At 63.0% G+C, this 26,318-nt stretch carries 20 protein-coding genes; 13 read left to right on the top strand and 7 right to left on the bottom strand.

Annotated elements, in window-relative coordinates:
* The first annotated feature begins 246 nt into the window (after positions 1-246).
* Positions 247-831, top strand: coding sequence for a DUF3455 domain-containing protein (locus KI609_RS02880; RefSeq protein WP_226446894.1), 585 nt, complete (start codon positions 247-249; stop codon positions 829-831).
* Positions 832-1,037: 206 nt separating this feature from the next.
* Here the strand turns inward: KI609_RS02880 and KI609_RS02875 are convergent, their stop codons facing one another.
* Positions 1,038-2,627, bottom strand: a complete 1,590-nt coding sequence (locus tag KI609_RS02875) for a GMC family oxidoreductase (protein WP_226446893.1) — start codon at positions 2,625-2,627, stop codon at positions 1,038-1,040.
* A gap of 128 nt (positions 2,628-2,755) precedes the next feature.
* Here KI609_RS02875 and KI609_RS02870 point away from each other — a divergent pair, with 128 nt between their 5' ends.
* The 9 genes from KI609_RS02870 to KI609_RS02830 all read left to right on the top strand — a co-directional run bounded on the left by KI609_RS02870 (position 2,756) and on the right by KI609_RS02830 (position 11,615).
* Entirely contained in the window at positions 2,756-3,604 is an 849-nt protein-coding gene (locus tag KI609_RS02870) for a 3-hydroxybutyryl-CoA dehydrogenase (RefSeq protein ID WP_226446892.1), read from the top strand.
* Between the two features lie 233 nt (positions 3,605-3,837).
* Complete coding sequence (locus KI609_RS02865) at positions 3,838-4,671, top strand: crotonase/enoyl-CoA hydratase family protein (protein WP_226446891.1); 834 nt, start codon at positions 3,838-3,840, stop codon at positions 4,669-4,671.
* Between the two features lie 277 nt (positions 4,672-4,948).
* Positions 4,949-5,410: a MarR family winged helix-turn-helix transcriptional regulator gene (locus KI609_RS02860; RefSeq protein WP_226446890.1), complete on the top strand. Its 462-nt coding sequence runs from the start codon at positions 4,949-4,951 to the stop codon at positions 5,408-5,410.
* Between the two features lie 83 nt (positions 5,411-5,493).
* Positions 5,494-5,910 carry an organic hydroperoxide resistance protein gene (locus KI609_RS02855; protein WP_226446888.1) on the top strand — a complete coding sequence of 139 codons (417 nt, stop codon included), beginning with the start codon at positions 5,494-5,496 and terminating at the stop codon, positions 5,908-5,910.
* Positions 5,911-6,150: 240 nt separating this feature from the next.
* Positions 6,151-6,909, top strand: coding sequence for a metallophosphoesterase family protein (locus KI609_RS02850; RefSeq protein ID WP_226446886.1), 759 nt, complete (start codon positions 6,151-6,153; stop codon positions 6,907-6,909).
* Between the two features lie 6 nt (positions 6,910-6,915).
* The gene (locus KI609_RS02845) at positions 6,916-8,388 is read left to right on the top strand and encodes a bifunctional serine/threonine-protein kinase/universal stress protein (RefSeq protein ID WP_226446884.1); all 1,473 of its coding nucleotides are present in this window, start codon (positions 6,916-6,918) and stop codon (positions 8,386-8,388) included.
* Between the two features lie 82 nt (positions 8,389-8,470).
* On the top strand, positions 8,471-9,565 hold the full coding sequence (locus tag KI609_RS02840; protein WP_226446883.1) for a DUF2855 family protein: 1,095 nt from the start codon (positions 8,471-8,473) through the stop codon (positions 9,563-9,565).
* 66 nt (positions 9,566-9,631) lie between these two features.
* Entirely contained in the window at positions 9,632-10,699 is a 1,068-nt protein-coding gene (locus KI609_RS02835; RefSeq protein WP_226446882.1) for a serine/threonine protein kinase, read from the top strand.
* 157 nt (positions 10,700-10,856) lie between these two features.
* Positions 10,857-11,615 carry a response regulator transcription factor gene (locus KI609_RS02830; protein WP_226446881.1) on the top strand — a complete coding sequence of 253 codons (759 nt, stop codon included), beginning with the start codon at positions 10,857-10,859 and terminating at the stop codon, positions 11,613-11,615.
* 13 nt (positions 11,616-11,628) lie between these two features.
* On the opposite strand, the gene KI609_RS02825 is transcribed toward KI609_RS02830, so the two are convergent.
* The 3 genes from KI609_RS02825 to KI609_RS02815 all read right to left on the bottom strand — a co-directional run bounded on the left by KI609_RS02825 (position 11,629) and on the right by KI609_RS02815 (position 16,626).
* Complete coding sequence (locus KI609_RS02825) at positions 11,629-12,243, bottom strand: exosortase H-associated membrane protein (RefSeq protein ID WP_226446880.1); 615 nt, start codon at positions 12,241-12,243, stop codon at positions 11,629-11,631.
* A gap of 20 nt (positions 12,244-12,263) precedes the next feature.
* Positions 12,264-12,797, bottom strand: coding sequence for an exosortase H (gene xrtH, locus KI609_RS02820; protein WP_226446879.1), 534 nt, complete (start codon positions 12,795-12,797; stop codon positions 12,264-12,266).
* Positions 12,798-12,969: 172 nt separating this feature from the next.
* Positions 12,970-16,626 carry an IPTL-CTERM sorting domain-containing protein gene (locus KI609_RS02815; protein WP_226446878.1) on the bottom strand — a complete coding sequence of 1,219 codons (3,657 nt, stop codon included), beginning with the start codon at positions 16,624-16,626 and terminating at the stop codon, positions 12,970-12,972.
* Between the two features lie 294 nt (positions 16,627-16,920).
* On the opposite strand from KI609_RS02815, the gene KI609_RS02810 reads away from it, so the two are divergent.
* The 3 genes from KI609_RS02810 to KI609_RS02800 all read left to right on the top strand — a co-directional run bounded on the left by KI609_RS02810 (position 16,921) and on the right by KI609_RS02800 (position 21,632).
* Positions 16,921-18,300, top strand: a complete 1,380-nt coding sequence (locus tag KI609_RS02810; protein WP_226446877.1) for an ABC transporter substrate-binding protein — start codon at positions 16,921-16,923, stop codon at positions 18,298-18,300.
* Positions 18,297-21,164, top strand: a complete 2,868-nt coding sequence (locus KI609_RS02805; RefSeq protein ID WP_226446875.1) for an ATP-binding protein — start codon at positions 18,297-18,299, stop codon at positions 21,162-21,164. Before KI609_RS02810 ends, KI609_RS02805 begins: the two co-directional genes overlap by 4 nt.
* 264 nt (positions 21,165-21,428) lie before the next feature.
* The gene (locus KI609_RS02800; RefSeq protein ID WP_226446873.1) at positions 21,429-21,632 is read left to right on the top strand and encodes a hypothetical protein; all 204 of its coding nucleotides are present in this window, start codon (positions 21,429-21,431) and stop codon (positions 21,630-21,632) included.
* A 93-nt stretch (positions 21,633-21,725) separates the two neighbouring features.
* On the opposite strand, the gene htpG is transcribed toward KI609_RS02800, so the two are convergent.
* The 3 genes from htpG to KI609_RS02785 form a co-directional block, all read right to left on the bottom strand.
* On the bottom strand, positions 21,726-23,702 hold the full coding sequence (htpG, locus tag KI609_RS02795; RefSeq protein ID WP_226446871.1) for a molecular chaperone HtpG: 1,977 nt from the start codon (positions 23,700-23,702) through the stop codon (positions 21,726-21,728).
* A 239-nt stretch (positions 23,703-23,941) separates the two neighbouring features.
* Positions 23,942-24,877 (bottom strand): exopolyphosphatase, encoded by a 936-nt coding sequence (locus tag KI609_RS02790; protein WP_226446869.1) that lies wholly within the window; start codon positions 24,875-24,877, stop codon positions 23,942-23,944.
* Between the two features lie 126 nt (positions 24,878-25,003).
* Complete coding sequence (locus KI609_RS02785) at positions 25,004-26,314, bottom strand: esterase/lipase family protein (RefSeq protein ID WP_226446867.1); 1,311 nt, start codon at positions 26,312-26,314, stop codon at positions 25,004-25,006.
* Positions 26,315-26,318 lie beyond the last annotated feature (4 nt).

The raw sequence follows: 26,318 nt of genomic DNA, 5'->3' as shown, positions 1-26,318 counted from the left end.
GTCAAAAAAACGAGGGAGAGAACACGCGCCACCGGCAAGGTGCAAGAGCCTGTTCCAAGAACGTGTTCACGATATAAGGGGCTCCGGGCAACGAGCGCCACATCGGCGCCCTGTGGTGGCAGGTGTGTCCATGTGATGTGCGGGGGGATTTTGACATCGACTGAATCCAGCAGGCACGCCGCGGCGTATTGCACACAGCAGCCAGCTGGCTGCTGACGTTTCAACCCAACACAGAAGTGATACGCCATGAACACGAAAGCCACTCGCTCCCCCACCCTTACCCGCTTCCTACCCATGGCAGGCGCCCTGGCGACCGCCACCTTGCTGAGCGCTTGTGGCTCCATGGCGTCGCCCGGCCATCGTATGTACTCTCAAGCCGACGTGCCCGCCGCGGTGCAGGTGCCCGTCGGCCACAAGGTCGCCATGGAAACCGAGGGCGTGGGCGAGATCACCTATGAGTGCCGCGACAAGGCCGACGCAATGGGCCAGATGGAATGGTTCTTTGTGGGCCCCAAAGCCGTTCTCAATGACCGCACAGGCAAGGCTGTGGGCTCGTACTATGGCCCGCCTGCCACGTGGGAGTCGATGGACGGCTCCAAGCTGACCGGAGCCCAGGTGGCGGTGGCCCCGGCTGGCATGGGCAATATCCCGTACCAGTTGGTCAAAGCCAACCCCGCCATGGGCGCAGGCGCGATGACGGGGGTCACTTACATCCAGCGCGTGGCCTTGAAGGGCGGCGCGGCGCCCGCTGCAGCGTGCAGCACCGCGAACAAGGGCGAGCGCCAGATCGTGAAATACCAGGCCGACTACATCTTCTGGAAAGCGGCCTGAATGAAGCGAACCACCCTCTGAGACGCCCTGCGGTTTGCTCCTGGAGGAGGAACGCAGCCCGGACTTCGGAGCGGCCCTTGCACGGTGGTCGCCTGCCTGGGTCGCACCCATGCCACGGGCTGCGGGTGGCGCCTCGCGCGTCAATCACGGACAGCGGTTCATGAATTACCCAGAAAGGCCCGATGCCGCGCGAGCGGCGTCGCTGCTTACCCCGCCCCGCGCAGCCAGTCCACCGCCTTCTCGGCAATCATCACCGTGGGCGCATTGGTGTTTCCACTCACGATGCGCGGCATGATCGATGCGTCCACCACACGCAGGCCCGACAGGCCGTGCACGCGCAGCTGAGCATCCACCACATCCAGAGGCCCAGGGCCCATGCGGCAGCTGCCCACGGGGTGGTAGATGGTGTCGGCGTACTGGCGGATGAACTGCTCGATCTCGGCGTCGGTGCGCGCGCTGGCAGATGCCGCCAGCTCCTTGGCGCCGAACTTCGCGAGCGCCGGTTGCATCAGGATCTCTCGCGTGCGCTTGAAGCCACGCACCATGCGAGCCATGTCATCGGGATCGGCCAGGAAGTTCGGGTCCACCAAGGGCAACGCCATGGGGTCGCGGCTGGCCAGCGTGACCGAACCCCGGCTCTTGGGCTGCAGCAGGCACACGTGGGCCGAGTAGCCGTGGCCGAACACGGTCTTGCGCCCGTGGTCCACCAGCTTGCCGATCACAAAGTGCAATTGCAGATCGGGCGCAGCCTCCGACGGGTCGCTTTTGATGAAGCCGCCCGCCTCGGCAAAGTTGGTGGTCAACATACCGGTGCGGAGCTTGCGCCATTCGATGATGCCGCGCATGGTCTGCGCCATGCCTGAGAGCGACAGGCCGAACAGGTCCTTCAGTTCGGGGGCGTCCAGCACCTGCACCACGTCCGGGTGGTCGTGCAGATGCTGACCCACGCCGGGCAGATCGTGCAGCACCGGGATGCCGTGTTGCTGCAAATGCTCGGCAGGCCCCACGCCCGACAGCATCAGCAGCTGCGGGGACAGCAGCGCGCCTGCACTCAGCAGCACCTCGCGCCCGGCACGCACCTGTTGCAGCGCACCGCCTTTGCGGTATTCCACACCCACCGCACGCGTGCCGTCGAACAGGATGCGCGTGGCATGCGCACCGGTGATGACCTGCAGGTTGGGCCGCGCCAGGTGCGGCGTGAGGTAGCCCTTGGCTGCGCTGTGCCGCTCGCCGTTCTTGTGCGTGACCTGGTAGAGGCCCACGCCTTCCTGCGTGGCGCCGTTGAAGTCGGTGTTGTGCGGGTGCCCGGCCTGCACACCTGCGTCGGTGAAATATTGGCTGAACCGGTTGGGTGCACGCAGGTCTGCCACGTTGAAGGGGCCGCCCTGGCCATGCCACGCGTTGGCACCACGCTCGTTGTGCTCGGCACGCAGGAAATAGGGCTTCACATCCTCCCAGCCCCAGCCTGGGTTGCCCTGCGCAGCCCAGTGGTCGTAGTCGGCATGCTGGCCCCGGATGTAGACCATGGCGTTGATCGAGCTGGAGCCCCCCAGCACCTTGCCGCGTGGCTGGTAGCCGCGCCGGTTGTTGAGCGCAGCCTGGGGCGTGGTGTTGAAGCCCCAGCCGTTCAGCTCGAACTTGGCCATCACGGCCAGCCCGGCAGGGCAATGGATGAGCACGCTGTTGTCGGTGGGACCCGCCTCGAGCAGGCAGACGCGCACTGCGGGGTCTTCGGTCAGGCGCCCCGCCAGCACAGAGCCCGCAGATCCGCCGCCAATGACGATGTAGTCGAACATGTTGTGTTGTCTCCTCCGCCATGCGGTGTGGCGGCTTGTTGGTCTAGAGTTGATGCACGATAACCGAACGGTCGTGCGGTTCGCTTTACCATTCCCCCATCCGTTTCACTTTGAAGAGGGCTCTCTATATGACGATTCAAACCGTTGGCATCATCGGCGCGGGCACCATGGGCAACGGCATCGCGCAGGCCTGCGCGGTGTCGGGCATTCACGTGGTGATGGTTGATATCTCCGATGCTGCCGTGCAAAAAGGCCTGGCCACCGTGGCCGGCAGCCTGGACCGCCTGATCAAGAAGGAAAAGATCAGCGAAGCCGACAAGACTGCGGCCCTGGCGCGCATCAAGACTTCCACCAGCTACGACGACCTGAAGGCCGCGCAGCTCGTGATCGAGGCCGCCACCGAAAACTACGAGCTCAAGCTCAAGATCTTGAAGCAGGTGGATGCGCTGGTGGCGCCCGAGGTGCTGATCGCATCGAACACGTCTTCGATCTCCATCACCAAGCTGGCCGCCGCCACCAGCCGCGCCGACAAGTTCATCGGCATGCACTTCTTCAACCCCGTGCCCATGATGGCGCTGGTGGAGATCATCCGTGGCCTGCAGACCAGCGACGCCACGCACGACGCCGTGAAGGCCCTGGCCGAGGCCCTGGGCAAGAGCCCCATCACCGTGAAGAACGCGCCCGGCTTTGTGGTCAACCGCATCCTGGTGCCCATGATCAACGAGGCCTTCTTCGTGCTGGCCGAAGGCCTGGCCACCCCTGAAGACATCGACGCTGGCATGAAGCTGGGCTGCAACCAGCCCATCGGCCCGCTGGCGCTGGCAGACATGATCGGCCTGGACGTGTGCCTGGCCGTGATGGACGTGTACCTCACCGAGTTTGGCGACAGCAAGTACCGCCCCTGCCCGCTGCTCAAGGAAATGGTGGCCGCAGGCCGCCTGGGCCGCAAGACGGGCCGTGGCGTGTATAGCTACTGACCCCCTGAGGCACTTCGCGCCGTCCCCCTTACAGGGGGACGCCCCCAGCACACGGAGTGGAGACGACATTTGCATGTCGTGGCGGCCCTTGCGGGGGGGCACTGGTAGGGCGCTGCGCCAGTTTTTGAAGCCGCGGACGCATGGGACCCCAGCGCACATGCGCTGTCCCCCTGGGGACGGCGCAGGCGCCGCGCCGGGTTTTCAATGGTGGAAACGACAAGGAGACCTCGGCCATGACGACAACCACCGCTTCCACCCTCTCCAATGGCACACCCCCACCCGAGGGCTGCATTGACACCCTGGTGCTCGGTCACGTGCTGCTGATCGGCATCAATCGCCCCGCCAAGCGCAATGGCTGGACGCCCCCCATGTTCCGCCAGCTGGCCGAGGCTTACACCCGCCTGGACGACGACCCCGCCTTGCGCGTGGGCGTGCTGCATGCCATGGGCGACCACTTCACGGCCGGGCTGGACCTGCCCGCTGTCAGCGCCTACATGCAGCGCGGCGAGAAAGCCATCCCCGAAGGCCTGGTGGAGCCCCACGACTACGGCCTGCCCGGCTACCGGCGCCGCACCAAGCCGATGGTGGTGGCCGTCAAGGGCATTTGCTTTACCGTGGGCATCGAGCTGATGCTGGGCGCGGACATCGTGGTGGCGGCCGACAACTGCCGCTTTTCGCAGATGGAAGTGCAGCGCGGCATCATGGCCACGGGCGGCGCCACGCTGCGCATGGCCGAGCGCGCGGGCACGGGCAACGCGCTGCTGCACCTGCTGACTGCCGACGAGTTCGGCAGCGCCGAGGCGTACCGGCTGAACTTTGTGCAAAAGGTGGTGCCTGCCGGCCAGGAGCTGGACGAGGCCCTGGCCATTGCCCAGCGCATCGCCGCCCAGGCGCCGCGTGCCGTGGTGGCCACGCGGCTCAACGTGCTCAAGGCCATCGAGCAAGGCCAGGCGGCCGCGGTGGCGGACTTCATCCCCGTGCAGAAAGGGCTGGCCAACAGCGAGGACGCGGCCGAGGGCGTGCGCGCGTTTGTCGAGCGGCGGCCCGCGCAGTTCAGCGGGCAGTAGCTCAGCCGTGCCGCTCGCCCCGACATCCATGGGGTTTTCGCATTCTTTTCATCAAAAAGGCCTGCAGCGCTTTACTCATAAGCGCTAGCAGCTTCACTATCGATAGCAAACCCTTTCCACGCGGCGAAAGAATTGACGGGTACACGCTTGCGCGCGCGGCGCCCGTGATTAGCACCCAAAGCGCAAGGGCGCGCTCCCAGCCGCCCATGCCCCGTTGCGATTTAAGTTTTTCGCAATTAACTTGCACACAATTCAATTGCGCGCCACAATTCACCCCATGCCAAGCAACAGCCATCCATACACGCCCAGCCCGCCGCAGCTCCGGCTAGACAACCAGGTCTGCTTTGCGCTGTATTCCGCCTCGCTGGCAATGACCAAGTTGTACAAGCCGCTTCTTGAAGCCATCGGCCTGACGTACCCCCAGTACCTCGTGATGCTGGTGCTGTGGGAGCGCGATGGAATCACCGTGTCGGAGCTGGGCGAGCGCCTGTTTCTGGACTCGGGCACCCTCACTCCCTTGCTCAAGCGCCTGGAGACCTCGGCCTTGATTGCCCGGCTGCGCGATATGCAGGACGAGCGCCGCGTGCGCATCACCTTGACGCCCTCGGGCCGTGCGCTGCGCGACCGCGCTGAAGCCATCCCCCCCTGTGTGCTGGAAAGCACCCAGTGCACCATCCCCGAGCTGAGCGCGCTGACCACCGAACTCAAACAGCTGCGCGACCGGCTTGGGCAGCGTTGAGCGTTTGGCTTGTATTCACCCCCTGTTGTCTATTTTTTCACCACCGCCCCACTCTGCGGGCACTCACCTCAAAGGAAGTCACCATGGCCTCGCTCGAAAAAGTTCTGTACACCGCCAATGCCCACACCACCGGTGGCCGCGACGGCGCATCGCGCACCGATGACGGCCGTCTGGACATCAAGCTGTCCTCGCCCGGCACCGCTGGCACCGGCACCAACCCCGAGCAGCTGTTTGCCGCGGGCTACTCTGCCTGCTTCATCGGCGCCATGAAGGCAGTGGCGGGCATGCAAAAGATCACCCTGCCGCAAGACCTGGCCATCGACGCCAGCGTGGATCTGGGCAAGGTCGGCCAGGGCTACGGCATTGCTGCCCGCCTGAACATCAGCCTGCCCGGCATGGACCGCGCTGCCGCACAAGCGCTGGTGGACGCGGCTCACCAGGTCTGCCCCTACTCCAACGCCACGCGCGGCAACATCGACGTGACCCTCACCTTGGTGTGATGAATCCTCCGGGTCGGCCCAGGCCGGCCCGGACCATGGCGGCCCGTGCTGCAGGCGCGGCACGCCGCTGCATCCGGCATCCGGCAACCCATGCGATAAAATGCATCATTGCTTCCAAATTGATAGCTACCAGCGCTTTACCCATAAGCGCTGGCAGCTATTTTTTTATGAATTCAGGTCATGCACCATTGCAAGCTAGGATTCAGCCACACGCACGATGATGGGCGTGGGAACCCCGCCATGAAGATTGCCCTGCTGTCCGACATCCACGCCAACCGCCAAGCCCTCGACACCTGCCTGCAACATGCACGCGCGCAGGGGGCAGAGCAATTTGCCCTGCTGGGCGATCTGGTGGGCTACGGGGGCGAACCGGTGGCCATCGTCGAGCAGGCCATGGCCCTGGCCCAAGAGGGCGCGCTGCTGGTGCTGGGTAACCACGACGCCATGGCGCTGGCGCCACCGACCTCGCCCCGCACCCGCAGCGAACTGGGCGCGCAATGGACGTACGACCAGCTCGGCCGCGACCACCTCGCCTTCCTCCAATCGCTGCCGCTGACCCGCCGCATGGGCGCCAGCGCACTGCTGGTGCACGCCAGCGTCGATGCGCCCGAGCAGTGGCGGTATGTGGAAGACTCTGACGCCGCAGAGCGCAGCATGACGGCGGCCCAGGCCATCGACCCCGCCATCCGTTATGTGTTCTGCGGCCATGTGCACGCGCAGGCGCTGTATTTCCTCACGCCCACCGCCAAGCTCATGCGTTTTAACCCCGAGCCCGGTGTGCCCGTGCCCGTGCCGCCCCATCGCCAGTGGCTGGGCATCGCCGGATCGGTGGGGCAGCCGCGTGACGGCGACCCGCGTGCGATGTACGCGTTGTTTGACGATTCCGCCCTGCACATCACTTTTTACCGCGTGCCCTATGACCACCTGGCAGCGGCGGCCGCAATTCGCGCAGCAGGCTTGCCGCACTTTTACGCAGAGCGGCTGGAAACCGGGCGCTGACGCTTCATGAAGCTGCTCGACCCCGGCACCGAGATCGACGGCTTTCGCGTGCGCGAGTGCATTCACGCGGGGGGCATGGCCCACATCTACGCGGTGGAATACGCCACGCCGGCTGCGGCAGATGGCGCCTTGAACAACGCCCCACCTGGCCGCAACCCCGGCTTTGACATGGCGATGAAAATCCCGCGCATGACGGCGGGCGACGGCGCCGAGAACATCGTGAGCTTCGAGGTCGAGCTGCAGATCCTGCCCGTGCTCAGCGGCCCGCATGTGCCGCGTTTTGTGGCGGCAGGCGACCTGCTGCGCCTGCCCTACCTCGTCATGGAATACGTGCATGGGCAAACGCTGCAGCACTGGCTGGATGCGCCCACCCGCTGCGACACCACCACCATCGCTCACCTGGGCGCGGCCACGGCCCATGCGGCGCACAGCCTGCACCAGCAGAACGTGTGCCACCTGGACCTCAAGCCCGCCAACGTGCTCATCAAGGCCGATGGCACCGCCGTGCTGCTCGATTTTGGCCTGTCGTGCCACGCCCACTACCCCGACCTGCTGGCCGAGGAAATGCGCCAGGCCGTGGGCTCGCCCGCCTGGATTGCGCCCGAGCAGGTGGTGGGCATGCGCGGCGACCCGCGCAGCGACATTTTTGCCATCGGCGTGATGCTGTACGAGCTGGCCACGGGCGAGCTGCCATTTGGCGCCCCCACCACCAGCGGCGGCATGCGCCAGCGCCTGTGGATGACGCCCGCGCCGCCCCGCAAGCACCGCCCCGACATCCCGCCGTGGCTGCAAGAGGTGATCCTGCGCTGCCTGGAGCCCGAGGCGTCCAACCGCTACCCCTCGGCGGCGCACCTGGCGTTCGATTTGTCCAACCCCGACCAGGTGCTCATCACCGAGCGCGGCGAGCGCACCCGGGGCACGCCGCTGCGCACCCACATCAAGCGCTGGATACGTGCGGCGGGCATGCACTACACGCCCAGCCCGCTGCCCGCACAGCAGATCGAGGACACCCCCATCCTGATGGTGGCGGTGCCCCATGCCGACGCCAGCGATGCCACGCTGTATTCGCTGCGCCAGGCCGTCACCCGTTCGCTGGGCATCCGGCCCGGGGCCCGGCTCGCCTGCGTCACAGTGCTGTCGCCGTCGGCCAGCAGCACCAGCGACAGCGAGCGCAGCGAAACCACGCTGCACCGCCAGCACATGGCACGGCTGAGGCAATGGGCGCAGGGCCTGGACCTGGCCCACCACCCCGTGAGCTACCACGTGCTGGAAGCCAGTGACGTGGCGCAAGCGCTGGTGCGCTATGCCGCCAGCAACCACGTCAGCATGATGATTGTGGGCGCGGCAACACACGGCCTGCAGACGCAACGGTTTTTTGCCACGGTCCCCATGCGGGTGGCACGCGATGCGCCCTGCACGGTCATCCTCGTCAAGCAGGCGCTGCCGTTCGAGCAGCTGTCCAACGTCATATCGCCCTGATCAGCTTCGTCCGGGCACCGCCCTGTCGCCCAGGCGCCGCGCCGCGCTTGAGCGCAGCAGCGCTTTCGTTTAGCGTGGCGGCATGAGCACCACCACCCTCCAGGTACGCCAGGACCAGCTGGCCACCACCCGCCTGCTGACCACTGAAGACACCGCCCTCGCCGACGGCCAGATCCGCGTGCAGGTTGCGCAGTTTGCGCTGACCGCCAACAACATCACCTACGCCGCCATGGGCGACATGCTGAACTACTGGCAGTTCTTTCCCACCGGCGAGGCGGGTTGGGGCATCGTGCCCGTGTGGGGGTTTGCCACGGTGGTGCAGTCCCTGCACCCGGCCGTCGCCGTGGGCGAGCGGCTATATGGCTACTGGCCCATGGCGAGCCACGCCGTGCTGTCACCGCAGCGGGTCAGCCCATCGGGCTTCAGCGACGGCGCAGCGCACCGCGCGGGCCTGCATGCGGTTTACAACCACTATCTGCGCAGCGGCGCCGACGCGTTCTACCGGCCCGAGACCGAAGACGTGCAAGCGCTGCTGCGGCCACTGTTCATCACCTCGTGGCTGGTTGACGACTTTCTGGCCGACCAGCAGTTCTTTGGCGCCAAGCGCATGCTGCTGTCCAGCGCGTCGAGCAAGACAGCCTACGGCACCGCGTTCCAGCTGGCCCAGCGCGAAGGCATCGAGGTCATCGGCCTGACCTCGCCCGGCAATGTGGCGTTTTGCGAAAGCCTGGGCTGCTATGACCGCGTGGCCACCTACGACGCGCTGGACCAGATCGACGGCGCCGCGCCCAGCGTGTACATCGACTTTGCGGGCAGCGTGGGCCTGCGCCAGCGCATCCTTGTCCACTTCACGGGCCTGGCTTACAGCTGCGCCGTGGGCGCCAGCCACGTGCAGGACCTGGGCGGTGCCGGCCAGTTGCCCGGCCCACGCCCGGTGATGTTCTTTGCGCCCGCACAGGTCAAGAAGCGCAACGGCGAATGGGGTGCACAAGGGCTGAACGACCGCCTGGTGGCCGCGTGGACGCAGTTCAGCGCCACGATACAGGCCCCACCCCAGCCCTGGCTGGTGGTGCAGCACCATGTGGGGCCCGAGGCCACACAGGCGCTTTTCCGGCAAATGCTGCAGGGCGGCGGCGATCCACGCATCGGCCACATCACCACCCTGCAGACGAACTGAAACCGGCCTGGTGGCTGGCGCTGCCAACGGCTCGGCGGCTGGCGCTGCAGGCGGCGACAATGGGGCATGACCCCACTGCCCCCTGACCGCAACGCCCCAGCTCCCGAGACTGCCAGCGACCTGCACCCCTACGCGCGCCTCACCCCCGACCATGTGCTGGACGCACTGGCGAGCGTGGGTCTGTACGGCGATGGCCGGCTCATGGCCCTGTCGTCGTACGAAAACCGGGTGTACCAGGTCACGCTGGAAGACGGCGAACGCGTGGTGGCCAAGTTCTACCGCCCCGACCGCTGGAGCGAGGCACAGATCCTGGAAGAGCACGCCTTTGCCGCCGAGCTCATGGCCGCCGAGGTGCCCGCCGTGGGCCCGCTGGTGTTGAACGGCAGCACGCTGCACCAGCACGACGGTTTTGCGTTCTCGGTCAGCCCCTGGCGTGGAGGCCGCCAGCCCGAGCTCGATGATTTCGAGGTGCTGGAATGGATCGGCCGCTTTCTGGCGCGCATCCACACCGTGGGCGCGGCCCAGCCTTTTGTGCACCGGCCGCTGCTGGACCTGCAGACCTTTGGCACGGCATCGCGCGACTGGCTGCTCACGCACGAGATCATTCCGCTTGACATGCAGGCCACCTGGAAGGCCCAGTGCGACAAAGCTCTTGATTCGATAGCTTCCAGCGCTTTAAGGACAAGCGCTGGAGCCTCATTTGGCTTAAAAGACGCCACCCCCATTCGCCTGCACGGCGACTGCCACCCCGGCAACATCCTGTGGACGCCACTCGATGAATGGGGCCGGGGCGGCCCGCACTTTGTGGACCTGGACGACGCGCGCATGGGCCCGGCCGTGCAGGACCTGTGGATGCTGCTGTCGGGCGACCGGCGCCAGCGCACCCACCAGCTCAGCGCGTTGATCGACGGCTACGAGCAGTTCCGCAGCTTCGACCGGCGCGAACTGGCGCTGATCGAACCCCTGCGCACGCTGCGCCTCATCCACTACAGCGCCTGGCTGGCCCGCCGCTGGCAAGACCCGATTTTCCCGGCTAACTTCCCCTGGTTCGGCAGCAGCGACTACTGGCGCGGCCAGGTGGACATGCTGATCGAGCAGAACGAAGCGATGCAGGAAGAGCCGCTGCAGGTGTAAGTCAGCCGCCGTGTCCGCACCTTGTGGCAAGGCAGGCGGGGCCGCCACGATGTCCATGTCATTGCAAACCAATGTCAACCAGTGACAGTGGCAGCGCTATATCTGGCAGTATCAATGGACTCCCTTCCTAACGGAAGAACCAAAAGTTTCAATCGCCATGCGTATCGCAGTTCTCGAAGACGACCTCATTCTGCAAGAACTTCTCAAGAGCACCCTGGAACAGCACGACCATGTCTGCTGCGCCTACTCCACTGGCGCAGCGTTCCTCAGGGACTTGCGTACGGAAACCTTTGATCTGCTCATTCTCGACTGGCACCTGCCGGATATGGAAGGCCCCCAGGTCGCGCAAACCCTGCGACAGATGGTCGGTCCGCAGCTTCCGATCCTGTTCGTCACGCGCCGCAACGACGAACGCGACGTGATCGCGGGGCTGGCACATGGTGCCGACGACTTCATGACAAAACCGCTGCGCATGGGCGAACTGGTGGCCCGCGCCTCGGCGCTGCTGCGCCGCGCGTTCCCGCAGGCCATGGGTTCACGGCTGGAGTTTGGCCCCTACTGTTTCGACCCGGCCCAACGCTCACTCGCCCTGCATGGCCACATCGTTGAACTCAAGAACCGCGAATACGAACTCGCCTTGCTCATGTTTCGCAACACCGGGCGCCTGCTGTCACGCGGGCATATTCGCGAGGTGGTGTGGGGGGAAGTGAGCGAAGCGCCTTCGCGTTCTCTCGACACCCACGTGTCGCGCCTGAGAACCAAACTGGTATTGACCCCCGCGAATGGCTACACGATTTCGTCGATCTATGGCGTCGGCTACCGCTTGGACAAGGTAGCCACCGACACGGAGCCATCCGGCAACAAAGCACATGGCGCGAAAACACCACGCCCAACACAGACACGCCCCCAACGATGAGCACCGAGGCCCTTCAAGGGTGTGTAGACGAAGGCGCGGTGCCATCCCCTTTCCAGCCGCGCATCACCACATCGGTCACAAACTTTTTGTCGAGCCACAGCCACAGCACAATGGGCGCCAGCGTGGGGACCACCAGCGCACCCAGCTGATAGGCATACACAATCAGCTCCATCTGCCACTGCTCCAACCGCAAGGCACGAATGTTGAGCTGTACGGCCAAAACCAACTGCATCAGCACATAAAACGTCAGGCTGAAAGCCTGTGCCGGCAACAATAACAGGTAGCCAGCCACAGCGCGCCCGATGCGTTTTTTGCCACGTGCGGCCAGCAGCAGCGCCAAAAAGATGGGAAGGCCATAGGCATAACGCGCAGGGCTGGCATCCACGGTGATTTCACCGCGCCGCCCGTTGGCATCGGTGACCGAGACTGCAAAGTCAACCTCCATGTTGCCCGGCTCCAGCCGCACCGTGCGCACCCACATCGGCGCACCCTGTTCCAGCGCGATGTGCGACAACACCCCCACCGGGTAGGAAGTCCAAGGAGACACTTGCGACCACACTGCGGTGAGCACCACGATCCAGCCAAACGCGAACACCACAAAAGTCGTCAATGGCGAGAGACGGCGCATACCAATACTCCGGGGCAAATTCAAACTGCCGCTGGCGGAGCTTCCACCAGATCGGCTGTGTTCTGAGCCGGCGCCTGGGCCTTGGCCCCCGCACGCACCCAGAGCAGCCAGACGATCAACACGTCCAGCATGATGAGGGCCTGCCACAGGTACTCATGCGCAAAGTTGAAGACCTGGGTGTTCCACTGCCCCAGGTAATAAAGGCTGATGACGCGCACGACGTTGAGCCCCTGCACCGCCACAAAACCGGCGAGCAAACCAATCAGTTTGTGGCGCCCGCGCTCAGGGAACGCCACGATGGCGGCGAAAAGCACGATACAGGCCTCAATGCCATTGCACCCCGGCTCGATCGACACACCAAACCCCGTTTGCGTGTTCCATAGCACTTTGCCCGCAGCCGCTGCTGTGGCGTCGAATGTCGTCACCACGGCCGCACAAGCGCGGGCCAGCAGCGCAGTCCAAGGCAGCACCAGGTGCAACTGCACCCAACTGAGCATGTTGACGCCGAACAGCGTGAGCTGGATGAAAAGAAAAACCAGGAAAAACCGCAGCATGAAGGACCAGTGATTGCTTCAACGATATTGAAGGTGGTGGGGTGGGCTGACGTGAGGTGGCTCGCAAAGCCAATTATCTGTGCAAGGCGCTACAACCCCAAAAGGGCCGGTCATGCCCAAACAAGCATACCGGCCCTTGAACAGCATCCACGCTGTGGCGTTAACGTTAACGTTAACGTCGACGCCGGAGCGCCGCGTCACGCAATGCCAACAAGGCCAGCATCGTGGACAGCAGAATGACTCCCCATTCGGAGAGCGTCGGAATCCCCGCCACACCACCGGGAGGCGGCTTGAGCTTGGTCTCTTTGCGTGATGTGTTATTGCCCGGGTTCCCGTCACCTGGCACGCTGACCGAAACGTTGTTCACCAGGGGGCGTGCTCCCGTATAGGGCTTGGCAATACGCGTGTTCAGCATGAACACCGTTTGCGCGCCTTGCGCAAGCTGTGGAACGCTGCAAGTCACGGTACGCGTGCCACTCACATAAGTGCATCGTGCGTCGGCAGAAACGTAGTCGAGCCCGGCAGGCAGCACATCGGTGAGGGTGGCACCCAAAGGTGACTGTGCGTCGCGGCCATAGTTGGTGACAGTTAACGTGTAGGCCACGGCATCGCCATCATCGAGCGGGCCATCAGGCCCTTGTTTGACCACTCCCAGATCCACATTGTTCGCAGTAACACTGGTCGAGGTACGATCCGTGGTGGAGTTGTTCACGATGACATCGTTGCCATTGCGCAAATATTCGACCTCAGCAGGTTTCACCGTTGCGCGGTGGTAGATGGTTCCGGTGCTGGCGCCGGCAGGCAACGACTGCGCTTTCATTTTGAAGCGGATGGTCACGCTCTGCAGCGGCGGGAGCACAGGCACCGTACATGTGAGGGGGCCACTTGTTGCGCCGACCGCTGGCTCTGTGCACGTCGCCGTAGCGCCCGTTTGGGTCAGTCCCCCCTGATAACTGAAAGTTGCAGACGAGGGGACACCCACGCTCAGGTCCGTCGGGAACGTATCGGTCACCACCACATTGGTCGCGTATGAAGGGCCACCGTTGGTCACCACAATGGTGTATTCGGTGTCTTCACCAATGAGCAGACCGTCGGCAGAGTGGCTCATGCTGATGGAAACATCCAGCTCAGCCCGCGTCAGCGTTGCCTGAGCCTCTGCCTCATTGTTTGCGGTGGTGAACTCGGCGGTGGTCGTCGCGACCTTGATCTTGTTCAAAACGATCGTGTTGTCAGGCAAGTCACCCGACGAGCGCATCTTCACCGTCACGGTGCGCTGACTTCTCGACGTCACGGCAGCGGGCCATGAGCAGTTCAATGTGCCGCCGGCCGTTGGGGGTATGGCAGCGGCGCCGCCAGCTTTCGTACAAGTGCCCGCATCAGAAACAACAGGGTCTTCGATGATGATCGCGTTCGGCGGCAACGGATCTACCAGCGTGACGTTTTGAGCAGACGAGGGACCGTCATTGCGCACCGTGGCGGTGAACGTCAATGGCTCGCCCGCAGCTGCGGTCGTTGGCGACACTTGCTTGAGTGCGACCAGATCCACAATCGCCGTCGAAGCAATGACCGCTGAGTCACTGTCATTGGCAGGATTGTTGTCGTTGATATCGGAGGACTTGGCACTCGCAGTGTTCGAATAGTTGCCAGACGCGGCAACCTTCGGACGGATCTTGACCTCGATATCGACTGACGCACCCGCCGCTATCGATGCGATGGTGCAAGTCAACGTTCGGTTGTCGCTATTCTTAGTGCCACTGGGAGTCGGGCAGATAGCGCCAACTCCAGCAGCCGATACAAAACCACCGTTTGGATAACGAGGCGCAGCCGGGGAGCCGATGGTGCCCCCTTCATCTTCACGCACCAAGTTATTCAAAGCGTCCGTCACCGTCACATTGGTCACGGTGGTCGCACCGTTGTTGGTGACGCGCAAGCGGTACGTCACTTCATCGCCACTGACGATGGGCCCAACCCCGCTGGTGATGGTTTTCTCGATGCCCACATCAGCGGTTTCGTTGGAAACAATCACGGTTGCACTGCTGTTCACTATATTTCCGTCTCTGCCGACTACGCCTGCACCCGCGCTATTGCCGAAGGTGGCGAAACTGCCTGCAGCGGCTGATACGTTCGCTGTGACCGTGACATTCAAAGTGGCGCCATTGGCTAGCCCCCCTGTGTAAGCACACGCAGTGATCGAGCCACAAGTCCAATTGGCGGGGATCGGGTCTGCCACAGTCATCGACACGATGTTCAAGCCCACCCCTGGGCTCTCGGTCACGTTAATAGATTGACCTGCCAGGATATTCACGGGCCCGTTGTTTTTGACCGCGAGATTGAACGTGAAATTCTCGCCCGCTTTGACGGGACGAGCGGGCGCAGTTTTGACCAGCGACAACTGCGCTGTATTGCTTCGGTTCACCGAAATCTTGCCTGTATTGTTGGCGGTATTGGGTTCTGCAAGCGCAGGCGGCAACTCGATGACGCCCACATTCTCCACTGGGCCTGTGGCCCCTGCTGCAACAACCGCCGTAAAGCGAATGAACGGCATATCCGTAAAATTACCGCCGGTATAAGGGCTTCCTGCTGTGCTGGTATGCGTGCAGTCAATGACCGTTGCAGTGCTGGCCGAACAGTTCCACGACGGATCAAGCGAAACAAACCCGGTAGATGTCACGCCGGCAGGCAGCGTGTCCGTCACATGCATTCCATACGGCGCCGTGCTGCCGGCTTCCCGACGCGGCTTGAGTGTGTAGGTAACGACACTGCTGACGGCAGCATCGACAGTACCCGGACTCACCGTTTTGGTCAGCGATACATCCACAAAGTTTCCACCAGAGGAAGTAACGCTTGTATTGGCCGTATTGTTGGCGCTCTGCCCGTCCTCCATCAGGTCGGAATTGCTGGAGCCCGCATTTTGAAACCCCGAAACGCTGGCCGCCCCCGAGATCGTGCCGCTCATGTTGGCAATGGCTGGCACAGTCAGTTCAGTAAGCACAGCCCCAACACCGACACCCGCGCTTCCTGGATACGAGCACACCAGCGTGCCGGACGTGATGGGATACCCCGAGGAGGGCGTGCATTGCCAGCCATTGCCCGAAGGATCCGAGGAGAGGATCGCGCCATTCGGCACCGGGAAGCTGACCACCACCCTGCCCGCAGCGGGAATGGCGGTGGGACCGTTGTTCGTGACGTTGATTTTGTAGCTGAACGCGCCACCGTTGGAAACACTGTTAGGCGCCGCGGTCAGCGCAATACCAAGATCAGAAGCCTGCCGGGTCGTGAAGTTTCGCGACAAGTTGGTGTTGTTATTGACATCGCTGTCGGCCGCTGAGTGCGTTGCGCTGGCAAAAGCCTCCCAATTGGTGCTCACGCTGGGCAGGATGACGTTGAAACTGACGCTCTTGAATCCGTCGGCCGCGGCAAGAGTACCCACCGAGCAGCTTTGCGTCTGATTGCCTGCGGTAATCACAGTACCCGCCGCCAAGGCAGGTGCGCACACAATGCCTGCTGGCGCACTGGAATACGATTGAAAAATGCTGTCTAGCGGCAATTTCTCGGTCAGCACAACACCGGATGCGGTCGGCCCCACATTGTTGTGTTTCACTTTCGCGATGTAGGTAAACGTGCCGCCAGCGGGCCCAAAGGAAGCATCTGCGCCCGCGTATTGCCCGTCATGGTTGACCAAGATGTCTGTGCTCTGCGCAAAAGCCGCACCAGCAAACAAGCCTCCTAAGGCCAGCAACCAACGGGTCTTCTGCGCCACCTGTGCGCTCGTGCGGGAATCAGCCAAACGAGCGCCAACAGACGACTTTATCGTCCATACAAAAGCCATGCTTTTCTCCAGTGTGAGTGTTGCCGGGGGCGACCAAAACGCTGTTAGGCGCTGCCGCGAAGCCGAGCGAAACAACTGCTGCAAAAAAATGCAGCGGGTTTCTGGGCAACGGATGCCAAGGGGTGGCCGCGAGTCTCGCGGTGCCACGCCGCTCATGCGCAATTGCCACACTCGTTGACAATGCGTTGCATTCACCAAACACAGCATTTCGGGCGCGACGGCAAAAATGAAGGCCGCGGCCCGCGCCAGGTCTGGCCCGCAATGGCTGAACAAGAGCCCCTCACACATCGCCACATGGTGAAAAACACCGCCCCTATGACGCTCGTCACCCCCCTCATCCGCGATACCATGCCGCGCTTAATCGCCATGGTCGTTTGGGGGGCCGTGGTGGCGTTGCAAAGCGGCTCGGTTGTGGCGCAAACGCAAGGAAAAACACTCGGACAAACGCAGACGCACACACCCCACGTCGACGTCTTTCACTGGTGGGTTTCGGGCGGCGAGCGCGCCAGCGTGGACGTGATTCGTGACGCCACATTGGCGCAAGGCATTGGCTGGACAGAAGCCTCGACCGTGGGCAGCGGCACTGCGCGCTACACCCGGGTGCTAGAGCAACGTGTGCGCGCGGGTAAGACGCCGACTGCAGCGCAGATGATTGGCCATGACATCCACACCTGGGCGGCACGTGGCCTACTGGCCAATCTGGACGACCTGGCCCGGCGCGAGGAGTGGGATGCGGTGGTGCCACTGGATATTCAGCACCTCTCCAAATACGATGGGCATTGGGTGGCAACACCTTTCAACACCCACGCGACCAACTGGTTATGGGTCAACCAGGCACTGGCAACGCGGCTGGGCGCCACCGCACCGCCAGACACATTCCCTGACCTGGTGGCGCTGCTCGAGAAGGCGCGTGTTGCGGGCGTAGTGCCGCTGGCCATAGGGCGAGAGGCCTGGGAGCACACGCTGCTTTTTGAGGTGGTGGCTGCTGGGTATCTGGGGGCTTCCGCCTACCGCAAGGCATTCATTGACCTGCGCCCCGATGTTTTGACGCCAGAGCAGGCCGCCGCGGTGTTCGCACGCATGCGACTTCTCTCGCATTACCTCGACCCAGGCTACAAGACGCGCAGCTGGGACGCCGCCAGCGACATGGTGCGCGCAGGCAAAGCCCTGCTGCAAGCACAGGGTACCTGGGTCAATGGTGAATTTACTGCGCGTGGCATGGTGCCAGGGCGCGAATACGCGTGCTGGCAGTTCCCCGATACGCAGGGCATGTTTGTGTTCAACGCCGATCAGTACATCTTTTTTCGCGCGCCAGTCCAAGGCCAAAATGGCGCGGACGCTTTTGCATCCCTGCTGATGTCTCCGGCGTTGCAGGTGACGGTCAATATAAAGACAGGCGCTGCGCCGGCGCGTGTGGATGCCTCACCCGAACGCTTCAATGCATGTGGCAAGCGCGCCATCGCAGGCTTGCGGGCCTCCAACATGCGGCGCACGGTGCTTGGCTCAATTGCCATGGGCAATGCAAACCCCGCAGCCGTCAAAACAGCCATATACCAGGTAGTGACCAATCACCTACAGGGAAAAATGAATGACGAAGAGGCTGCGAGCTTGCTGCGCAAGGCGCTGGTAGCAGGCGCGCGCGCACGTGCCAAAGAACGCGAATCCCAACAATGAACTCACGCAACCCGTTCGTCAACATGCGCTTCGCCAGCAAAATTGTCATGCTGGTCGGCCTGATGGGGCTGATTGCGCTGACCATCACCACGTATACGCTGGCGCATACCCGCTCCATCAACCGGCAATACAGCCAATTGCTCGCACACGAGGCGCGCGGCGCGTTGATCATCGCGGCCGCAGCCCAGCACCTTAGCAACGCGAGCCGCATTGCCTACACCGTCCTGACGGAGCCTGATGAATCGCGCATGCTTGCCCAGCTCGTGAAGTTGAAGAGCATGGAGCAGCAGTACAACACTGAGATGCACAACTTCAAGCAGTTGTTGCCGACAATGGCCGTCGAAGTGGACTCCATGACCTCCCAGTCCCTGCGGGTGTTTGACATGGCAAGCCGCATCATTGAATCGGCGGCTCGTTGGCGCGGCGACCGGGCTCTGCAGATCATTGATACCGAGTTCGAGCCTGCACTGGGCGCGCTGCGAAGCGACATGGATGCACTGCGGGATCGTTCAGTCCAGCAGTTCCAGACCGCATCCTCTGACCTCACCGCCCAGACCAAGAAAACCATCACAGTTACTGCATTCGCTATCGTGGGCGCTCTGATTCTGGTCATCGCCCTGTCCATTCATGTGGCGATTACTCAAATGTCGCGCCCGCTCGCTGAACTCACGCGCAGCATGGAGCGCATGAGCGAGCGGCAGTATGGCGACGCCATGGTACTGACCACGCGGCGCGACGAGGTGGGCAAGATGGCCAATGCGCTGCAGGTCTTTCGGCAGTCAATGCAACGAGAAGACCGGCTCGCGGTTGAAGTTGCGGCAAGCGCAGAGGCGCATCGGCTCTCGCAACAGCTGATGGACTTGATCAGCGCGATTCCGGGGGCGGTTTTTCAGATGCAGATGACACACAACGGCTGGCGGCGCATCCAGTTCGTCAGTGAAAAGGCGGCGCACCTGCATGGATGCCCACTAGGCGAGCTTCAGACAATCGAGGGACCACCCGGCGGAGAGTTTCTCCATGCAAGTCCCGACGCAATGCAGGACGCGCAAGCCGCTTTTGTGCACAGCGCACGAACACTCAAGCCCCTTGACTTTGATATTGCCATCACGCAGAACGGCAAAAAACGCTGGCTCAAGACACTGGCAACCGCGCGCCGCACCGAAGAGGGAGGCACCATGTTCAACGGGGTGTGGCTGGATGTGAGTGAGCAGAAAGAGCAGGCGGCCATTTTGGCGCAGGCCAAGGACGTCGCAGAACAGGCCGCCGCAGACAAGGCACGCTTTCTGGCGACCATGAGCCATGAAATCCGCACACCGCTCAACGCGATGCTGGGCATGACGCAACTTGCTTTGCGGCATGAACAATCCGCCGCACAACAAAACCGCATGGACAAGGCCCTGCGTGCTGGCCGACATCTGCTGACCATCGTCAACGACGTGCTGGACCTCTCCAAAATTGAAGCGGGAAAGATGGACATTGAAGTGCAGGATTTTTCCCTGCTTGAGTGGATACAGGAGATTCGCGAGCTGGTGTGGCACGAGGCGGACAGCAAGAATTTGGAATTGACCTGGCGCATCGCGTCCGACGTGCCTGGCTGGGTGCGTGGCAGCCGGCACCGCATGGGCCAGGTTCTGATCAACTACCTGAACAACGCCATCAAGTTCACCAGCGCGGGGGGAATCACCATCGCGATCGACGCTGCAGATGTTGATGAACACAGCCTATTGTTGCGATGCGAAGTACAGGACTCGGGGATCGGTATTTCCAGGCAAGACCAAGCGCGGTTGTTTGCGGCGTTCGAGCAGGCCGACATATCCATCACGCGACGCTTTGGAGGGACCGGCCTGGGGCTCACTATTTCGCGGCAGCTTGCCCAATTGATGGGCGGTGCTGCGGGGGTCCACAGCGAATCAGGCCAGGGGAGCACGTTCTGGTTCACGGCCAGGGTACTCCGGGCTATCACCGTAGAGCCTGAAAACACCACACCTCCTGCAAAAAGGGGCGCGCAGGCCCTGCGCGGTCAGCGTGTGCTGCTCGTGGATGACAACGAGATCAATCGCGCCGTGGCTCACGGCATGCTGCAAATGGGCGGGGTTCTGGTGGACGAGGCCCCTGACGGGGCCCAAGCCCTGGCAATACTGCGCCAGGCCCCCGCCGACACGTATGCACTGGTGTTGATGGATATGCAGATGCCCGAAATGGACGGAATGACGGCAACACGCCTATTGCGTGAAGACGCTCGATTTTCCACGCTCCCGGTGATCGCACTGACGGCAAACGCCAGCAAAGGGGATGTGGAGCGCACACGTGCAGCGGGCATGGATGACCACCTTGCCAAGCCTCTGCTGGAGGACAACTTGTGGCGCTGCGTGCTTCGCTGGGCCAGGCCGCACGCGCCTAACGGAGCAGCTTCCGGCGACACGTCAGATGCCGTCCATGCCCAGGGTGCTGACGTCATGACAGCAGGGAGCGGGACCACGGCCACTGTCGCGGAGATAGATACGGCGGCACTGGACGATCTGTGCGAATCGCTGGGGCCCCAACGCGCGCGCCTTCTCATGCGGGATTTTTTGAAGGACACCGCCACCCGCCTAGCTCGCATGCAGGCACAGGCAGACCGGTGGGATCTGAATGACTGGAGCGACCTGATCAAAGAAGCCCACGAACTCAGCGGCAATGCAGGTAGTTTTGGCCTCGCCCGCCTGGGAAACACAGCACACTTCTTGCACTCTGCGGCAGCCAGTGGCAACGTGGCCGCCGTGCGAGGTGCCATGGCACACCTGGCGCAATGCGCAGCCGCCGACCTGGGGGGCCTGCAGGCGCTCGTGGATCACCCACGCCCCCTTGAACAACAAGAGGGATGAGGGGCCTGCCGTTGAGACGCCGATGATCGAGGTGGCGCCCCGTATCCAGAGCACCGCTCCGGGCCATAGCACCCAGCACCATCCACCACGGCCCGTTTCTCAGTGCTTGTGGCGTTTAGGTATGCTGGGCACCCTCCACTGAACAGCACACACAGCATGCAAGACTGGTTGCGAAACATCTTCTCCATCCGCCAGATGCGGCGCGAGCCCTCTGCGAAGGGCGCCCCCAAAGTGGGCGGTGCCATTATTTGCGAGGGGGTCAGGATGCGGATCACACACGCCGTGCCTCAGGAGCTCTGGGAGTGGATGGTGCTTTCAGGCTGGCGCAACATCCCCGTGGCCAACGACCGGCGCGCCACTGCAGAGCTACCCGACGATGCCCTGGCGCAGCTCCTCCAGGCGGCCCCCACCGACCGCAACAGCGTGCACGCACGCCTGCTGCTTACCGCCACAAAGCAGGAGACATAAAAAAGAAGGGGCATCCCTGGTGGGGTCGCCCCTTCTTTTTTGATAGCTGCTGGCGCTTATGAATAAAGCGCTGGCGGCCATTTTTATATCAAATCAAACCAGCAAGGCATTCACACGCCGCACGTAGGCGGCCGGGTCTTCGGGCAAACCGCCTTCGGCCAGCAGCGCCTGATCGAACAGGATGTGGGCCAGGTCGTGAAAGTGCACGCTGCCGTCGAGCTTCTTGACCAGCGGGTGCTCGGCGTTCACCTCCAGCACGGGCTTCGCGTCCGGGGCCTGCTGACCCGCTTGTTTGAGCATGCGGGCCAGTTGGGTGCTCATGCCGTCGTCCTGCACGACCAGGCATGCGGGTGAATCGACCAGGCGTGTGGTCACGCGCACGTCTTCGGCCTTGTCTTTGAGGGCCTCTTTGAGCTTGGCCAACACAGGCTTGAAGGTTTCGGCCGCCTCTTCAGCCGCCTTCTTTTCGGCTTCGTCCTGCAGCTTGCCCAAATCGACCGCGCCCTTGGCAACGCTTTGCAGCGGGGTGCCATCGAAGTCTTGCAGGTAGTTCAGCGCCCATTCGTCCACGCGGTCCGTCATCAAGAGCACTTCAATGCCCTTTTTCTTGAAGACTTCAAGCTGCGGGCTGTTCTTGGCGGCGGCGAGCGTGTCGGCGGTGATGTAGTAAATGGCGTCCTGGCCGTCCTTCATGCGCGCCTTGTAGTCAGCGAACGAGACGCTGGCCGTGTCGCTGCTGGTGCTGGCAAAGCGCAGCAGTTTGGCCAGGCGCTCGCGGTTGGCAAAGTCTTCGCCCAGGCCTTCCTTGAGCACCGCGCCAAACTCGGCGTAGAACTGGCTGTATTTGCCTTCCTTGGCCTTGTCGTCGGCATCGACCACATCGGTCACGGCGTCGGCACCTTCAACGGGTGCGTCATGCTTGTCATGCTTGGCCAGGTCTTCCAGCATCGACAACACGCGCTTCGTGCTGCCTTCTCGGATCGCCTTGACGTCGCGGCTCTCCTGCAGCAACTCGCGGCTGACATTGAGCGGCAGGTCGCTCGAATCGATCACGCCCTTCACGAAGCGCAGGTAGCTGGGCATCAGCGCCTCGGCCTCATCCATGATGAAGACGCGTTTGACGTAGAGCTTGATGCCCGCCTTTTTGTCGCGGTTCCACAGGTCAAACGGCGCCTTGCCCGGGATGTAGAGCAGCTGCGTGTACTCGGTATTGCCTTCGACACGGTTGTGCGCCCAGGTCAGCGGGTTTTCATGGTCGTGCGAGATGTTCTTGTAGAACTCCTGGTACTGCTCGTCGGTGATGTCCTTCTTGGGGCGGGTCCACAGGGCACTGGCCTTGTTGATGGTTTCCCACTCGCCGGTCTTGACCATGCCGCCGGGCTGGCGGCCACCGTTTTCGTCACTGGGGTTGATCAGCTCGCCGTCTTTCCATTCTTCCTTTTCCATCAGGATGGGCAGGCTGATGTGGTCGGAGTATTTGGCGATGACTTGCTTGAGCTTCCAGGCGTTGAGGTATTCCTCGGCATCGTCGCGCAGGTGCAGGATGATGCTGGTGCCGCGTGCAGGGCGGGTAATGGTCTCTACCTCGAAGTCGCCCGTGCCGCCGCTGATCCAGCGCACGCCGTCTTCGGCCTTGAGGCCCGCGCGGCGCGATTCCACCGTGATCTTGTCGGCCACGATGAAGCCCGAATAGAAGCCCACGCCAAACTGGCCGATGAGCTGAGCGTCCTGCTTTTGGTCGCCACTGAGCTTGCCCATGAAGTCCTTGGTGCCGCTCTTGGCGATGGTTCCCAGGTGGTCGATGGCCTCCTGCTCGCTCATGCCGATGCCGTTGTCGGTGATGGTGAGCGTCTTCGCGTCCTTGTCGAAGGCCACACGAACCTCGAGGTTGGGGGCGTCTTCAAACAAGGCGGCGTTGTTCAGGCCTTCAAAACGCAGCTTGTCGCAGGCGTCTGATGCGTTGGAAATCAGTTCCCGCAGGAAAATTTCCTGATTCGAATACAGCGAGTGGGTGACCAGGTGCAACAGTTGCGCCACTTCGGCCTGGAACGACAGGGTTTGTTTGCTCATGGGTAGGTTCTCTCTCTCAGTAGATTCATTCATCAAGGCACGGGGCAGCGGTCCCGCAGAACCGGCGAATGGCGTTCAACCACAAGGCAAACGGTTCGGGTTTCACGGGGTCGGCCCCTTCACAAAAGGGGCCTGGCAAAAAAAGAAATCACGCAAGCCAGACCGGCATGCGTGATTTATGGGCAGCGCCAGCCGTTTCAAGAGGCTGCCATTGCTACGCCTGCGCCGTGCGGGGGCGATCAACCGTCGGCGTTGATGCGCTGGATCAGCGTCTTGAGCATGGCGTCGGCCTTGTCGTTGGCCACCTGGCAGGTGCCCGCTGCCGCGTGTCCGCCACCGCCAAACTCCAGCATCAAATTGCCCACGTGGGTGTTGCTGCTGCGGTCCAGAATGGACTTTCCGACGGCAAACACCGTGTTTTGCTTTTGCAGGCCCCACATCACATGGATGGAGATGTTGGCCTGGGGGAACAACGCATAAATCATGAACCGGTTGGTGGCCCAGATGGTTTCTTCATCGCGCAGGTCGAGCACCACCAGGTTACCGAGGCTGATGGCACAGCTTTGCAGTTGTGCCTTGGCCCGGAGCGCTTGCTCACGGTACAGATTCACCCGCTCCTGCACATCCGGGAGCGCCAGAATTTCTTCGATGGTGTGGTCTCGGCAGTACTGGATCAGGTCCATCATCAGCGCGTAGTTGCTGATGCGGAACTCGCGAAAACGCCCCAGGCCGGTGCGCGAATCCATCAGGTAGTTCAACAGCACCCAGCCTTGGGGGTTGAGGATGTCGTCGCGCGAATACTGGGCGGAGTCGGCCTGGTCCACGGCGGCCATCATTTCGTCGGTCACCCGCGGGAACGCTGCCTTGCCACCGTAGTGGTTGTAGACCACCCGCGCTGCCGATGGCGCATGCGCTTCAATGATGTGGTTCTCGTCGCGGCGGCCCGAGTTGCGCACGGTCTCGGACTCATGGTGATCAAACACCAGGTGGGCGCCGGGCACGTAAGGCAGATTGGTGGTGATATCGCGGCCGGTAATGGCGATCTTGCCATCCTGCATGTCCTTGGGGTGGACAAAGGTGATCTCGTCAATGAGATCGAGCTCATTGAGCAGCACGGCACAAACCAGACCGTCGAAGTCGCTGCGGGTCACCAGGCGGTATTTCACATCACTCACTCGCATCTCCTTGTTTTAAAACTTGAGGTCACAGGGCGCCATGGTAGCCGCGCCACCGCCCCACGCATACGCCGTTGGCATGCCTGCGCAGCCCGCACAGCCACCACGTGCTTGGGTCGCTGGCTGTCAAACAGGTTCCATCCATTGCACCAGTTGCCGCGCCACAGCCTCATCACCCAGCAGCGCAAGATGCCCCACGCGGTAGAAAACAGCTTGGCGCCGCTTGGCAAAATGCAGGTCGCGGGCAGGATCTTCATGAACGCCCAGGGCGCTGTGCAAAGGCACCAATCCGTCACCGATCAGGCGCTCTGCCACCGGACTGCGCCGGGCCGCCAGTGTGCCAGCAAGGGCGTAGCAGGCCACGCGGGGAGGCAGCGGCACCAGTGCGCGCCGGTCGGGGAATGTGCGGAACCGGTCGAGCCCCTGCCAGTCTGCGTCCACCACATGCCCGTAGCGCAAATCGGTGATGCCCGCACTGCGCAACTGCGCCAGCCGCGTGAACGGCCGTGAATACAGTGTGCTCCCGAGCAGCACATCCACCCAGTGGCCGGCACGCTCCATCGGCGCCCCATGGTGTGGCGTGCCCAAAAAAACCAGGTGCCGCAGCAGGGGCAACCAATTGCTGCCGCCGACAGGCGCCACACCGTGCGCCGCATGGTGGCAGGCGCTGCGCGCGACCAGCCCGCCCATGCTGTGGGCCAGCATGGCGATTTCCGTGACGGGCACGGGCCATGAGGCCACCAGGGACTCCAGCATGGCCGACAGCTCGGCACCATTGGTGGAAGTGTGCAAACCCGTGTTGTAGCGCAGGTAAACTGGGGTATAGCCCAAGGCATGGGCCAGGTACGAGCCATGGTCATGGCCAGCGCGCAGCCACTGCAAGTCATTCATGCACAGGCCGTGCAGCAACACCAGCACCTTGCCTGTGGCGTCTTTTGTGGCGCCGAGCGCTTGCACGTCCAGTGGCCGACCAGCCTGGTAAAAGCCCATGCGGGTGCACAACGGGTTGTTGTCCTGTTGCAGGCGGTCGCCCATCACGCCGTTGAGGGCGGCAACTATCGCCTCACGCTCCCACAATACGCTGGTGTCTGCTGTGTGCGGAGCAAAGAAGGGTTCCAGCCTGGCCAGGCCCGCTTGCAGGCCTATATCCACCACCTGCGTCACGCCGCGAATGCTCTGGTACACCATGCCCGTCAGGCCCCGGGCGCGCCCCGGCTGCGCGCCGCCCGGCAAGCCCAGCGTGCCCAGCACCGACTGGTGCACCCCTTCGGCAACCCGGCTGATACCCACCGTCGCCTGCGTGGCCAGGCGGGCCATGCCCCGCAGATCGGATGCACGCAACTGCCGCAGCAGGGAGCGCCTGGCGGCCACCGTGGGGACAGAAACCGGCGCGGCTGGCGCGGCGGGCCCGGCAGACAAACGCGGTGGGGAGGACATGGGG

This window comes from Acidovorax radicis (genome assembly GCF_020510705.1).
Classification (GTDB): domain Bacteria; phylum Pseudomonadota; class Gammaproteobacteria; order Burkholderiales; family Burkholderiaceae_C; genus Acidovorax; species Acidovorax radicis_A.
The sequence above is the reverse complement of the archived record's forward strand: the minus strand, read 5'-3'. Positions and strand labels throughout refer to the sequence as shown.

Bases quoted from the DNA above. Each gene is read 5' to 3' on its own strand.
- KI609_RS02865 (WP_226446891.1), top strand. From the start codon at position 3,838: ATGACGACAACCACCGCTTCCACCCTCTCCAATGGCACACCCCCACCC.
- KI609_RS02870 (WP_226446892.1), top strand. From the start codon at position 2,756: ATGACGATTCAAACCGTTGGCATCATCGGCGCGGGCACCATGGGCAAC.
- KI609_RS02830 (WP_226446881.1), top strand. From the start codon at position 10,857: ATGCGTATCGCAGTTCTCGAAGACGACCTCATTCTGCAAGAACTTCTC.
- KI609_RS02880 (WP_226446894.1), top strand. From the start codon at position 247: ATGAACACGAAAGCCACTCGCTCCCCCACCCTTACCCGCTTCCTACCC.
- KI609_RS02825 (WP_226446880.1), bottom strand. From the start codon at position 12,243: ATGCGCCGTCTCTCGCCATTGACGACTTTTGTGGTGTTCGCGTTTGGC.
- KI609_RS02875 (WP_226446893.1), bottom strand. From the start codon at position 2,627: ATGTTCGACTACATCGTCATTGGCGGCGGATCTGCGGGCTCTGTGCTG.
- KI609_RS02785 (WP_226446867.1), bottom strand. From the start codon at position 26,314: ATGTCCTCCCCACCGCGTTTGTCTGCCGGGCCCGCCGCGCCAGCCGCG.
- KI609_RS02805 (WP_226446875.1), top strand. From the start codon at position 18,297: ATGAACTCACGCAACCCGTTCGTCAACATGCGCTTCGCCAGCAAAATT.
- KI609_RS02800 (WP_226446873.1), top strand. From the start codon at position 21,429: ATGCGGATCACACACGCCGTGCCTCAGGAGCTCTGGGAGTGGATGGTG.
- KI609_RS02815 (WP_226446878.1), bottom strand. From the start codon at position 16,626: ATGGCTTTTGTATGGACGATAAAGTCGTCTGTTGGCGCTCGTTTGGCT.
- KI609_RS02810 (WP_226446877.1), top strand. From the start codon at position 16,921: ATGGTGAAAAACACCGCCCCTATGACGCTCGTCACCCCCCTCATCCGC.
- KI609_RS02840 (WP_226446883.1), top strand. From the start codon at position 8,471: ATGAGCACCACCACCCTCCAGGTACGCCAGGACCAGCTGGCCACCACC.
- KI609_RS02855 (WP_226446888.1), top strand. From the start codon at position 5,494: ATGGCCTCGCTCGAAAAAGTTCTGTACACCGCCAATGCCCACACCACC.
- htpG (WP_226446871.1), bottom strand. From the start codon at position 23,702: ATGAGCAAACAAACCCTGTCGTTCCAGGCCGAAGTGGCGCAACTGTTG.
- xrtH (WP_226446879.1), bottom strand. From the start codon at position 12,797: ATGCTGCGGTTTTTCCTGGTTTTTCTTTTCATCCAGCTCACGCTGTTC.
- KI609_RS02835 (WP_226446882.1), top strand. From the start codon at position 9,632: ATGACCCCACTGCCCCCTGACCGCAACGCCCCAGCTCCCGAGACTGCC.
- KI609_RS02860 (WP_226446890.1), top strand. From the start codon at position 4,949: ATGCCAAGCAACAGCCATCCATACACGCCCAGCCCGCCGCAGCTCCGG.
- KI609_RS02850 (WP_226446886.1), top strand. From the start codon at position 6,151: ATGAAGATTGCCCTGCTGTCCGACATCCACGCCAACCGCCAAGCCCTC.
- KI609_RS02845 (WP_226446884.1), top strand. From the start codon at position 6,916: ATGAAGCTGCTCGACCCCGGCACCGAGATCGACGGCTTTCGCGTGCGC.